This is a genomic window from Pseudomonas sp. 31 R 17 (assembly GCF_900004915.1).
In the GTDB taxonomy this organism is placed as follows: Bacteria; Pseudomonadota; Gammaproteobacteria; order Pseudomonadales; family Pseudomonadaceae; genus Aquipseudomonas; species Aquipseudomonas orientalis_A.
On record NZ_CVTN01000041.1, the window covers coordinates 39320 to 51486 of the forward strand.

The window sequence follows — 12167 nt, forward strand, 5'->3', positions numbered from 1 at the left end:
TCAGAACTCTAGCTGCGCGCTGAAATAGAGCACATGGCGATGGTCGTAATTGTTGTCGGGCCAGGTGGTCGGCTGGTTGTCGAGGCGTTGTTGCAGCATGCCGGCCAGCTCCACGTTGGTCTTGCCCAGGGCAATACGCTTGGCGACCCGCAGGTCGACCCGTTCGAAGCGATACTCGTTGAGTGCGTCGTCGCCGTAATAGAACAAGGCGCTCGACCAGCCGTGGCCCCATTCACGCAACCAGCCGGCCGAGCCGCTGTTGCGTGCGGTCTGCGTCTTGTCCAGCGGGTTGCTGGCGCTCGCATCGACGTAAGCATAGGTCAGGCGCAGGCGGTCGGCGTCGCTGACGCGCCAGTCGAACTGTGATTCGGCACCGGTAAAGCGCGAGCTGTTGGCGTTGCTGGCGATGTATTGATTGTTGCGCAACGGCGAACTGATCATGTCGGTGATTTCGTCGTAGAAGAGCTTCACATCGACATTCAGTCCGAGGTCGGCAAAGAAGCCGTTGTAGCCCAGTTCGCGCGAGCGCATCAACTCTTTATCAAGATTGCCGGGGCCGCGTGTCACCACAAAATATTGCCCGGAATTCTGCCCGTAGACCGGCGAGCTGAGGTTGGTGACGCGGTAGCTCCAGTTGACGTTGTTCTCGAACATGTCCGGCGAACGGATCGCCTCGGAGTACACCGCCCGCAGGCCGTGGCGCGGGTTGATCAGGTAGTTGACCGCCACGCGCGGCGTCAGCGAGTTGCCGCTCAGGTGGGTGTCTTCGTACATCGCGCCGCCCTGCAGCAGCCAGTGTTCGCTGGCCCGCCATTCCAGGTGGCCGAACAGGCGCCAGGTGGTGTCGTCCAGCGTCCCGTTGAAGTAGGTGTCGGAGTCGGCGCGGTCGTAGCGGTAATTCATCCCGCTGACCAGGCGCAGGCTGTCGGAGAGGCTGAGAGTGTCTTGCAACTCCACGTCGTAGCGGCTTTCCGTGGCACTTTGGTCGATATCGCCGCACACGCTCTGGTTGGCGCCGTTGCGCCACTGGTCCAGTACCTGGTTGCCCAGCGCCTGTTCAGCGGCGCTGCCGGGCGGGGCACTGCCCTGGCTGAAGGTATCCATGTGCCGCGCCAGCCGTTCGGCGTAGTTGGGGTTGAGCTGCCACAACCGGGTCAATTCGGGGCTGAACGAGACCTTGGCGTCACAGGCTTTCCAGATCTGCCGACGGTCCCATTGCTGGGCCGACCCCTGAATATACAGGCTGTGTTCGGGGTTGAAGTCGAAGTTCCAGCGCATCGAACCGGCGTAGTCCCTGGCGTTGACGTCGGAATTGGTACCGCCCTCGGTAATCCCGGCGAATACCGGAGTGTAGGTGTAGGGGCGCTGATTGGTGCCCTCCTTGGCATTCAGTTGCCAGTCGATGCTCTGTTGCGCATTCAACGTCTGGCTGACGGCCAGGCTGAAACGGCTGAGGCGGCGGCTGTCGCGGCGGTCGGCGCCGACGGCATCGCGGTCGAAACCATCGTCCTGCTGCCCTGACAGCGACAGGCGCAGATCGCCGGTTTCCCAGCCCACACCCTGGCTGGCATAGACATCGTTGATCCCGCGTTCACCCTGGATGACCTTTACCCGCGTGCCCTGGCTGTTGGCCGGTGAGCGGGTGAGGATATTGACCACCGCCATCAGTGCATTGGCGCCGTAGCTGACGGTATTGGGGCCACGAAACACCTCGATACGCTCGATGTCTTCCATGGCCACCGGAATATCGCTCCAGTCCACCGTGGCCAGGCCTGCGCGATACACCGAGCGCCCGTCGATCAATACCTGCATGCGCCGTGCATCGCTGGCGCTGGTGCCGTGGTAGTTCACCGCGGCCTGATTGCCGGTGGTGTAGCCGACCATCATCCCGGGCACCAGGCGTAACAGCTCGGCAATGTCACGCGCGCCGCTGGCCTTGATCAATTCGCTGTCGATCACGGTCATGCTGCCGGGAACGGCGGCGGCCGATTGCTTGAGGCGGGTGGCGGTCAATACCTGCGGCAGCGGCTGGCTGTCGAGAAACAGGTCGTCTGCCGACGCACTGGCGCTGCACGCAAGCACCAGGGGCAGCATCAATGGCAGGGATGAGCGGAGAGGAGGGCCCGGATACACGGCACGGCCTTGATAATTGCGGATAGCCGCCCATGTTAACTGAGGTCAGGCATTTTGCCAGTCGTGAGACTTGCAATTACTTCACTCAAGTGTGGCATTTTCCGACAGGCCCACGAATTCACACGGGGGCTGGCCGCAAGCGGGTCGCCCCGTATAATGCCGCCATCGCCACTGGTATGGATTAACGGATTGCATATGACTGAACAGCGCCCTATTGCGGTCCTGGGAGGCGGAAGTTTTGGTACCGCCGTGGCTAACCTGCTGGCTGAAAATGGCCACGCGGTACGCCAGTGGATGCGCGATCCCGAGCAGGCCGAGGCCATTCGCGTGCACCGCGAAAACCCGCGTTACCTCAAAGGCATCAAGATTCATCCGGCGGTCGAGCCGGTGACTGATCTGCTCGCAACCCTTGCCGACTGCGACCTGTGCTTCGTCGCGCTGCCCTCCAGCGCCTTGCGCTCGGTGCTGGCGCCCCACGCCGAACGTCTGGCGGGCAAGCTGCTGGTCAGCCTGACCAAGGGCATCGAGGCGCAGACGTTCAAGCTGATGAGCGAAATCCTCGCGGAGATCGCACCCCAGGCGCGCATCGGCGTGCTGTCCGGGCCGAACCTGGCGCGGGAAGTGGCCGAGCATGCGCTGACCGCCACGGTGATCGCCAGTGAGGATGAGGCGCTATGCGAGCGCGTCCAGGCGGTGCTGCATGGCCGCACCTTTCGTGTCTACGCCAGTGGCGATCGCTTCGGCGTCGAGCTGGGCGGTGCGTTGAAGAACGTCTATGCCATCATCGCCGGCATGGCGGTGGCCCTGGAGATGGGCGAAAACACCAAGAGCATGCTGATTACCCGCGCCCTGGCCGAAATGACCCGTTTCGCCGTGAATCAGGGCGCCAACCCGATGACGTTCCTGGGCCTGGCGGGCGTCGGCGATCTGATCGTCACCTGCTCGTCGCCCAAGAGCCGTAACTATCAAGTCGGTTTCGCGCTGGGCCAGGGGTTGAGCCTGGAAGAGGCGGTGACACGCCTGGGCGAAGTGGCCGAAGGGGTCAACACCCTCAAAGTGCTGAAAGCCAAGGCCCAGGAAGTCGGCGTGTATATGCCGCTGGTGGCCGGGCTGCACGCGATCCTGTTCGAAGGACGCACCTTGAGCCAGGTCATCGAGCTGCTGATGCGCGCCGAGCCGAAAACCGATGTCGACTTTATTTCCACCAGCGGTTTCAACTGAGGAACGCGGCATGAACGATTCCAAAGCAGCCCCCAAGTATGAGTCCATTGTGCTGCGCATCCTGTGGATGCTGGTGTTTGCCCTGGTGTGGCAGGTGGCGCAGTTCCTGCTCGGCGCGTTGGTGATTGTGCAACTGATTTACCGACTGATCTACGGCGCGCCGAACCTGGGCCTGATGAACTTAGGCGACAGCCTCAGCCAGTTCCTGGCGCAGATCGGTCGCTTCGGCAGCTTCCACACCGAGCAAAAACCCTGGCCGTTTGCCGATTGGCCAACCCCACGTGCACCGGAAGGCGAAGCCGCTCATAGCGTGCCGCCGGCACCGCACCCGGTGCGTGACGAAGAGCCCAAGCTATGAAGCTGTGGATTCTGCGCCACGGTGAAGCCGAGGCACACGCTCGCACCGACCCCGAGCGCAACCTGACCGCGCACGGCAGGGCCGAAGTGTTGCGCAGCGCTGCGCATCTGATCGGCCAGCCGCTCGGCGCCATTATCGCCAGCCCCTATGTGCGTGCGCAGCAGACGGCGCAACTGGTGCGCGAGGCGCTGGGCTTTGAGCTGGACATTCGCACGGTGCCGTGGCTGACGCCGGAGGGCAACCCGCTGCTGGTGCTGGAAAAACTCGACAGCGATGACAACGTGCTGCTGGTCAGCCATCAGCCATTGGTGGGTGGCCTGATCAGCGTTGCGCAGCATGGTCATCAGCGCCAGCCAGAACCGATGCACACCGCCAGCCTGGCGGAATTGGAAGGGGATTTCCCGCTGGCCGGGCTGATGAGCCTGGTCAGCGTGAAAAACCCGTAGGCGATATCGACAGGTTGTGCGCGTGCGCTCTGTTTTGTGGCAGGATTAGGGTCGTAATAAAACCAATAAGGACACCCCTATGAGCCTGTGGCGCACGCAACCGAATATCGAACACCTCAACGCGAGTCAGAAAAACACCATCGGTGAATTGCTCGACATCCGCTTCGAAAGCTTCGACGACCAATCCCTCACCGCCAGCATGGTGGTCGACCACCGTACCCATCAGCCCTACGGCCTGCTGCATGGCGGCGCCTCCGTGGTGCTGGCCGAAAGCGTCGGCTCCATGGCGGCCTACCTGTGCGTCGATGCCAGCAAATTCTACTGCGTGGGCCTGGAGGTCAACGCCAATCACCTGCGCGGCGTGCGCAGTGGGCGAGTAACGGCGGTGGCCAAGGCCATCCACATTGGCCGTACGACCCAAGTGTGGGACATCCGCCTGACCAATGACGAGGGCAAGGCCAGTTGCATTTCGCGTCTGACCGTGGCCGTGGTGCCGCTGGGCGAGCAGCCACCGGCGCGATAGGCATGGCGTGAGTGTCATCATTCCTGGCGGTTACGGTCATTGCCGAAGGGGCCGGGCTTGGTGACAATCGAGGTCTGTTCCTCTAGAGCGAGCCGGTATGTCGCAGCCTGTATTTTTCGCCCACGCCAATGGCTTTCCGTCGGCCACCTACGGCAAGTTGTTCGACGCCCTGGCCCCGGAGTATGCAGTGGCGCATCTGCCGCAGCACGGCCATGACCCCAGGTTCCCGGTGGACGACAACTGGCAGAACCTGGTGGATGAACTGATCCATCATCTGCAGCAGCAACCGGAGCCGGTTTGGGGCGTCGGCCATTCCCTGGGCGGAGTGTTGCATTTGCATGCCGCGATGCGCCGCCCGCAGCTGTACCGTGGCGTGGTGATGCTGGACTCGCCGGTGCTGACCCGCGCGGATCGCTGGGTGATTCGCGCCGCCAAGCGCTTTGGCTTCATCGACCGCCTGACCCCGGCCGGACGCACCCTGGGCCGCCGCGAGGAATTCAGCGACCTGGACGCCGCGCGTGCCTACTTCGCCGGCAAGACCCTGTTTCGCAGTTTCGACCCCGAGTGCTTTGAGGCGTATCTGCAACATGGCCTGCAGCAAGTGGGCGACCGCCTGCGCTTGCGTTTCGACCCGGCGACCGAAATCAGCATCTATCGAGGCGTGCCTCACACCAGCCCCGGCCAGGTGCGCCGGTTGAAAGTACCGCTGGCCGTGGTGCGCGGCCGTCAGAGCCGTGTGGTGATGCGCCATCATGCCAGCGGCGTAGGTCGCCTGCCCATGGGTGAAATGCTCACCATGCCCGGCGGCCATATGTTCCCCCTCGAGCGACCCCAGGACACCGCCATGTTGATCAAACAGCTGTTTTCCCGCTGGCAGGCCCGTGAGCGCAGTTGCGCATGAGTACGCCGGAGGAAGAAGTACGCCTGAGCCTGCCGCATATCGAGCTGGCCGCACATCTATTTGGACCTGAAGACGGTTTGCCGGTCATTGCCCTGCATGGCTGGCTGGACAACGCCAACAGCTTTGCGCGCCTGGCACCCAAGCTCCAGGGTTTACGCATTGTCGCGCTGGATATGGCCGGCCACGGGCACTCGGCCCATCGTCCGGCGGGGGCCGGTTATGCCTTGTGGGATTACGTGCACGATGTAGTGCAAGTGGCCGAGCAACTGGGCTGGCAACGTTTTGCATTACTTGGCCATTCCCTGGGCGCCATCGTCTCCCTGGTGCTCGCCGGGGCGTTACCGGAGCGCGTGACGCATCTTGGATTGATTGACGGCGTGATCCCGCCGACCGCCGGCGGCGAGAACGCAGCTGAACGGCTGGGCATGGCCTTGCAGGCGCAATTGAGCCTGCAAGGCAAGCGCAAACCGGTGTATGCCAGCCTGGACCGGGCCGTCGAGGCGCGCATGCATGGCGTGGTCGCGGTCAGCCGCGAAGCCGCAGAACTGCTGGCCCAGCGCGGTTTGATGCCGGTGCCGGGCGGCTATACCTGGCGCAGCGACAGTCGCCTGACCCTGGCATCACCGATGCGCCTGACCGACGAACAAGCCATGGCTTTCGTACGACGCGTGAGTTGCCCTACGCAGTTAGTGGTGGCGGCTGACGGTATGGTGGCGAAACATCCTGAATTGCTTTCACGGCTGCCCTTTACCGTGACGACGCTGCCGGGTGGTCATCATTTGCACCTGAATGACGAGCCCGGTGCGGTTCTTGTTGCAGACTGTTTCAATCGGTTCTTCTCCACGCCTTGACTTGACGCGGTCAACTGCCGAGGCTGGGCGGATTGAAAGGGAGTCAACCATGCACCATCTTCAAACCGCTGCGACCCTCCATGGCCACGGCTCAGTGATCCGATGAGCCTGGGTAAAGGATGTTTACGTGCCGTTGGGCTGTGCTGCTTCAGCCCGCTCGTGTTCGCCGCCGATGTGCCGGGAAGCCAGGACTTGCCGGCCATTGCCCGCCAGGTGGACGCGCAGATCGTCGACTATCGCCCCGCTGAAGACCGCGAACGCATCTACCCCATGGGCGCTATCCGCAAGATCAGCGGCCAATTGCGTTCCGAAGGCCAGGCCACCGCACGCGGTCAAACCACCGCGATCACCTACGAACTGCCTGCCGAACACAGCTCCAGTGCCGCCTTTACCGCCACCCGCGAAGCCCTGCAGGCCAAGGGCGCACAGCTGCTGTTCTGGTGCCAGGCCCGCGATTGTGGCGAAAGCAGCCTGTGGGCCAACGAAGTGTTCGGCAACGCCAAGCTGGTAGGGGCCGACGGCCAGCAGGAATACCTGCTTTTACGTCTGGCGGCCCCGCAGGACAACACGCTGGTGGCGCTGTACGGCATCACCCGTGGCAATCGCCGCGCCTATCTGCATGTCGAGCAGATGGACGCCGGCACGCCGCTGGGGAGTCTTCTGCCCACCTCGGCAACGCTGTTGCGTGAGTTGAAAAGCACCGGTGAGCTGGACTTCCCCACCCTCGGTGCCGAGCCTGATGACACGTGGCTGACGTTGATCTCCAGGGGGTTGAACCTCGACACCACCTTGCGTGTCAGCCTGTCCGGCCCCAACGCCGAAGCCTGGCGTCAGGGGCTGATCGACAACGGTGTGCGCGCCGCACGCCTGGAAAACAGTTCGGGTGACGCCGAGGGCCTGCACGTGCGTCTGATACGCTAACGTCACTGGGCGAACGGACCCGCGCCGTTCGCCTAAGCTCTCTTCTACCGACTCTTTTCGAGATACCCCATGCTCAATAACGATCGCCTGCTGGTGCAAATCCTGCTGCTGGTGCTGTTTGGTGCCAGCTTCTGGGTCATGGCGCCGTTCTGGTCGGCGCTGTTCTGGGGCGCGGTGCTGGCATTCGCGAGCTGGCCGCTGATGGTACTGCTGACACGCGGGCTGGGCGGTCGCGAATCGCTGGCGGCCGGTATCCTGACGCTGGGCTGGATGTTGCTGGTAGCGCTGCCGCTGGTGTGGCTGGGGTTCAACCTGGCGGACCATGTGCGCGATGCCGTGGTGCTGATCAAGGATATCCAGGTCGACGGCCTGCCCGATGCGCCGAGCTGGCTGGGCTCGATCCCGGTTATCGGCGAGCGGCTGGTGGCGACATGGGACAGCATCGACCAACAGGGCGCGGCGTTGATGCTCAGCATCAAGCCGTACCTCGGCCAGGTCGGCAACTGGTTGCTGGCGCGCAGTGCGCAGATTGGCGGCGGTATCCTCGAACTGACCTTGAGCCTGGTCTTTGTGTTCTTTTTCTACCGCGACGGGCCGCGCCTGGCGATGTTCGTGCATCGGCTGCTTGAACGCCTGATCGGCGACCGTGCCAGTTACTACATCGAACTGGTGGCCGGTACGGTGCAGCGGGTGGTCAACGGCGTGATCGGCACGGCTGCGGCCCAGGCGGTGCTGGCGCTGATCGGTTTCCTGATCGCCGGGGTGCCCGGTGCGCTGCTGCTGGGCGGCGTGACGTTCCTGCTCAGCCTGATTCCCATGGGCCCGCCGCTGGTGTGGATCCCGGCCACGGCCTGGCTGGCGTGGAAGGGCGACTACACCTACGCGGTGTTCCTTGGCGTGTGGGGCACCTTCATCATCAGCGGTGTCGACAACGTGCTCAAGCCTTACCTGATCAGCCGTGGCGGCAACCTGCCGCTGGTGATCGTGTTGCTGGGCGTGTTCGGCGGCTTGATCGCGTTCGGTTTTATCGGCCTGTTTATCGGCCCGACCTTGCTCGCGGTGGCCTACAGCCTGTTGACGGACTGGAGCGCGACCCAGGCCCAGGCGCGGCGCGAAGACAAGCCGCTTTAAGCCCTGGGCAGCCACATCACTGCGGTCAATCCGCCGCCTGGCGTGTCTTCCAGGCTCAGGTGGCCGCCGAGGCGCTCGACCGCTTCCCTGGCGATCGTCATGCCCAGGCCGACGCCGCCGGAATTACGGTTGCGTGAGCCCTCCAGGCGAAAGAACGGTTCGAACACCGCTTCGCGCTTGTCGGCGGCGATGCCGGGGCCATGGTCAATCACCCGGATCACCAGCGCCCCGCGGCTGTCCGCCAGTTCCACACGGGCTGAACCTGCATAGCGCAAGGCATTGTCGATCAGGTTGTTGAGGCACGAACGCAATGCCATGGGCTGCACGTGCAACGGCGCGCAGGTGCCGCCAACGTGCACATCGCTGCCTTGGTCCTGGGCGTTTTCGCTCAGCGACTCCACCAGGGCCTGCACGTCGAGCCAGTGTCGGGTCTCGCTGGTGCGCTGTTCATGCAGATAGCTCAAGGTGGCGTCGAGCATGCCGATCATGTCGTCCAGGTCCTGGCGCATCTGACCTTGCAGCCGGGTATCTTCGATCTGTTCCAGGCGCAGCTTGAGCCGCGACAGCGGCGTGCGCAGGTCATGGGAGACCGCCCCGAGCATGCGCGCGCGCTGGCTGACTTGTTCGCGGATGCGCCTTTGCATCAGGTTGAAGGTCGACGCGGCCTGGCGCGCTTCGCGGGGCCCGGACTCTTCGAGGGGCGGGCTGTCGAGGTCAAGGCTCAAACGCTCGGCCGCCGCACTCAGGCGCTGGATCGGCCGGCTCAGCAGCTTGGCGCCGTACCACGCGGCGATGATCAGCGAGATGAATTGAAACGTCAGCGGCACCACCGGGCCACCGAACCAGGGACGGTGAGGCTTGACCAGCGGCTTCATCGAGCCATCCGGCTGGTCGACGAAGGTGTCCTGCGGCGGTGGCGGTGGCGGACCGTAATGATGGAACCAGAAAAACGCCAGCAGATGCGCGAGCACGATGGCCACCAGCAGCACGCCGAACAGCCGCCCGAACAACGTATTGAAGGTGGCGCGCATCAACCGATATCCCGCGCGTCGAACAGGTAGCCTTCGCCGCGTACGGTCTTGATCAATTGCGGGGCCTTGGGGTCGTCTCCCAGTTTCTGGCGCAGGCGCGAGACCAGCAGATCGATGCTGCGGTCGAAGGCTTCGATGGAGCGTCCGCGCGCGGCATCCAGCAATTGCTCGCGGCTCAATACGCGGCGCGGGCGTTCGATGAACACCCACAGCAGGCGGAATTCGGCGTTGGACAGTGGCACCACCAGGCCGTTGTCGGCCACCAGTTGGCGCAACACGCTGTTCAGACGCCAGCTGTCGAAGCGAATATTGGCGCGCTGCTCGGTACGATCATCGCGCACCCGGCGCAGGATGGTCTGGATACGGGCCACCAGTTCGCGCGGTTCGAACGGCTTGGACATATAGTCGTCGGCGCCCAGTTCCAGGCCGATGATCCGGTCGGTCGGTTCACAGCGGGCGGTGAGCATCAGGATCGGAATGTCCGATTCAGCCCGCAGCCAGCGGCACAAGGTAAGGCCGTCTTCGCCGGGCAGCATCAGGTCGAGCACCACCACATCGAAGGTTTCGCCTTGCATGGCCTGGCGCATCGCCGCGCCGTCGGTCACACCCGTGGCGAGAATATTGAAGCGCGCCAGGTAATCGATCAGCAATTCACGAATCGGCACATCGTCATCGACGATCAGCGCGCGAGTGTTCCAGCGCTTGTCGTCGGCGATCACCGCGCCTGTGTGCGCATCGTTTACCGGGACGGAAGGAGTATGCATAGTGCGATCATCTGCCTGATTGTTACGGTCAGCATAGGCGCCCAGCCCCATGGCTGGAAGTGCTGGACGGTCGGTCGTGCGGCGAGGCTAGTGGTGGGGCGTGTTGGGGGCATGTCGTGAATGTATCGACTTTGAAACAATGGCCGCAAACCTGCGCCAATCCACGCAGAATCAGTATTTCCCGATCATCGGATCCCGCAACGGCGCCGCTTGCGCTACAATCCGCGCCGATTTCGACTTGCCTGAGAGCCCATTCCAATGTCCGTCTGCCAGACTCCTATCATCGTCGCCCTGGACTACCCCACCCGTGACGCCGCACTGAAGCTGGCTGACCAGTTGGACCCCGCGCTTTGCCGGGTCAAGGTCGGCAAGGAGCTGTTCACCAGTTGCGCGGCGGAAATCGTCGGCACCCTGCGTGACAAGGGCTTCGAAGTGTTTCTCGACCTGAAATTCCACGATATCCCCAATACCACCGCCATGGCGGTCAAGGCTGCGGCCGAGATGGGCGTGTGGATGGTCAATGTGCACTGTTCCGGTGGCCTGCGCATGATGAGTGCCTGTCGTGAAGTGCTGGAGCAGCGCAGCGGGCCGAAACCGCTGTTGATTGGGGTAACTGTGCTGACCAGTATGGAGCGCGAAGACCTGGCCGGTATCGGCCTGGATATCGAGCCGCAGGAGCAGGTGCTGCGCCTGGCCGCTCTGGCACAGAAAGCTGGTTTGGACGGCCTGGTGTGTTCGGCGCTGGAAGCCCAGGCGCTCAAGACGGCTCATCCGTCGTTGCAACTGGTCACGCCAGGCATTCGTCCGGCGGGCAGCGCCCAGGATGATCAGCGCCGTATTCTGACGCCGCGTCAGGCGCTGGATGCCGGTTCGGATTATCTGGTGATTGGCCGTCCGATCAGCCAGGCGGCCGATCCGGCGAAGGCGTTGGCGGCGGTCGTTGCTGAAGTCGCCTGATACCCAGGCGGGCACTGAAAAATGTGGGAGGGGGCTTGCCCCCGATGGCGGTCTCAGGATTGGCCAGTATTTTGGATCAGATCGAGTACATATCCGTTTCTGCGGTCATGGCTGCTATGGGTTCCGCTTTTACAGCGGCTCACTTTTGAAAAGCGCAAAAGTAAGCAAAACGCTCTTGCCCCACCACTCGGCACCTCGCCTAGGCTCGGTGTGCCCGAACGCAGGCTTGAATCCGTGGGCCGCCGCCACGCGCCATCCATGGCGCGGGGCGGCTAATCCGGCGTCCTGCCGGGTTGCCCACGGATTCAAGCCTGCGTTCGGCCAGCGTGGTTTAACGGGGCGCCTAAGATCAAAAGCGTCTCGCTTCGCATCGTGGAGTGGTGTGGGTACCTATGCCAGTCAGTTAAGCGTACACCGCCCTCTGTAGGAGCGAGCTTGCTCGCGAAAAACGTCAACGATAACGCGTGCTTCCTGAATAAACGCGGTGCCTGTGAGTTTTTCGCGAGCAAGCTCGCTCCTACAAAAAGCCTTGACTGGCATTGGAGCCAGCCACCTCCCACAGTTGTAAATGGCGTGTGTCAGCTGACCTTCAGCACCAACGGATTATCTGGTGATTGGCCGTCCGATCAGCCAGGCGGCCGATCCGGCTAAGGCGTTGGCGGCGGTCGTTGCTGAAATCGCCTGACCCCAGGCGGGCACTGAAAATGTGGGAGGGGGCTTGCCTCCTGTCCTGGTCCGGCAGCCTGTAGCTATCTTACTGGTGCTCCATGATCCAATGTGGGAGGGGGCTTGCCCCCGATGGCGGCCTTTGGGCCGACCAGGATGTTGGATCAGATCGAGTACATATCCGTTTCTGCGGTAACGGCCACTTAGGGTTCCGCCCTGACGGCGGGTCACTTTGGAAAAGCCCCAAAGTAACCAAAGGGCTCT

The 12167-nt window shown here is 63.1% G+C and carries 12 protein-coding genes and 1 pseudogene; 10 read left to right on the forward strand and 3 right to left on the reverse strand.

Translation table 11 applies throughout. The features are described from left to right. Window positions 1-2133, reverse strand: a complete 2133-nt coding sequence (locus BFP89_RS03910) for a TonB-dependent receptor plug domain-containing protein (protein WP_083208012.1) — start codon at window positions 2131-2133, stop codon at window positions 1-3. A 195-nt stretch (window positions 2134-2328) separates the two neighbouring features. Between BFP89_RS03910 and BFP89_RS03915 the strand changes: the two genes are divergently transcribed. The 8 genes from BFP89_RS03915 (at window position 2329) to BFP89_RS03950 (ending at window position 8485) form a co-directional block, all read left to right on the forward strand. After that, window positions 2329-3354, forward strand: a complete 1026-nt coding sequence (locus tag BFP89_RS03915) for an NAD(P)H-dependent glycerol-3-phosphate dehydrogenase (RefSeq protein WP_065884257.1) — start codon at window positions 2329-2331, stop codon at window positions 3352-3354. Window positions 3355-3364: 10 nt separating this feature from the next. Beyond that, window positions 3365-3712 (forward strand): DUF4389 domain-containing protein, encoded by a 348-nt coding sequence (locus BFP89_RS03920; protein ID WP_065884259.1) that lies wholly within the window; start codon window positions 3365-3367, stop codon window positions 3710-3712. Further along, window positions 3709-4158 carry a phosphohistidine phosphatase SixA gene (sixA, locus tag BFP89_RS03925; protein ID WP_065884262.1) on the forward strand — a complete coding sequence of 150 codons (450 nt, stop codon included), beginning with the start codon at window positions 3709-3711 and terminating at the stop codon, window positions 4156-4158. The genes BFP89_RS03920 and sixA overlap by 4 nt, the downstream gene beginning before the upstream one ends. Window positions 4159-4237: 79 nt before the next feature. Further along, window positions 4238-4681, forward strand: a complete 444-nt coding sequence (locus BFP89_RS03930) for a hotdog fold thioesterase (RefSeq protein ID WP_065884264.1) — start codon at window positions 4238-4240, stop codon at window positions 4679-4681. 97 nt (window positions 4682-4778) lie between these two features. After that, window positions 4779-5582 carry an alpha/beta fold hydrolase gene (locus BFP89_RS03935; RefSeq protein WP_065884267.1) on the forward strand — a complete coding sequence of 268 codons (804 nt, stop codon included), beginning with the start codon at window positions 4779-4781 and terminating at the stop codon, window positions 5580-5582. Continuing rightward, window positions 5579-6433, forward strand: coding sequence for an alpha/beta hydrolase (locus BFP89_RS03940; protein WP_065884268.1), 855 nt, complete (start codon window positions 5579-5581; stop codon window positions 6431-6433). The genes BFP89_RS03935 and BFP89_RS03940 overlap by 4 nt, the downstream gene beginning before the upstream one ends. A 102-nt stretch (window positions 6434-6535) precedes the next feature. Continuing rightward, complete coding sequence (locus BFP89_RS03945; protein ID WP_065884270.1) at window positions 6536-7354, forward strand: DUF4892 domain-containing protein; 819 nt, start codon at window positions 6536-6538, stop codon at window positions 7352-7354. Window positions 7355-7423: 69 nt separating this feature from the next. Then, window positions 7424-8485 (forward strand): AI-2E family transporter, encoded by a 1062-nt coding sequence (locus BFP89_RS03950; protein ID WP_065884272.1) that lies wholly within the window; start codon window positions 7424-7426, stop codon window positions 8483-8485. Here the strand turns inward: BFP89_RS03950 and BFP89_RS03955 are convergent. Both BFP89_RS03955 and BFP89_RS03960 read right to left on the reverse strand, forming a co-directional pair. Next, window positions 8482-9516: a sensor histidine kinase gene (locus BFP89_RS03955; RefSeq protein WP_065884274.1), complete on the reverse strand. Its 1035-nt coding sequence runs from the start codon at window positions 9514-9516 to the stop codon at window positions 8482-8484. The two genes, BFP89_RS03950 and BFP89_RS03955, sit on opposite strands and share 4 nt — an antisense overlap. Further along, the gene (locus BFP89_RS03960) at window positions 9516-10280 is read right to left on the reverse strand and encodes a response regulator (RefSeq protein WP_065884275.1); all 765 of its coding nucleotides are present in this window, start codon (window positions 10278-10280) and stop codon (window positions 9516-9518) included. Before BFP89_RS03960 ends, BFP89_RS03955 begins: the two co-directional genes overlap by 1 nt. A gap of 258 nt (window positions 10281-10538) precedes the next feature. Here BFP89_RS03960 and pyrF point away from each other — a divergent pair, with 258 nt between their 5' ends. Beyond that, on the forward strand, window positions 10539-11237 hold the full coding sequence (gene pyrF, locus BFP89_RS03965; RefSeq protein WP_065884276.1) for an orotidine-5'-phosphate decarboxylase: 699 nt from the start codon (window positions 10539-10541) through the stop codon (window positions 11235-11237). Between the two features lie 592 nt (window positions 11238-11829). Further along, window positions 11830-11922, forward strand: a pseudogene (locus tag BFP89_RS28235) (orotidine-5'-phosphate decarboxylase); the annotation flags it as partial. Window positions 11923-12167: the final 245 nt, after the last annotated feature.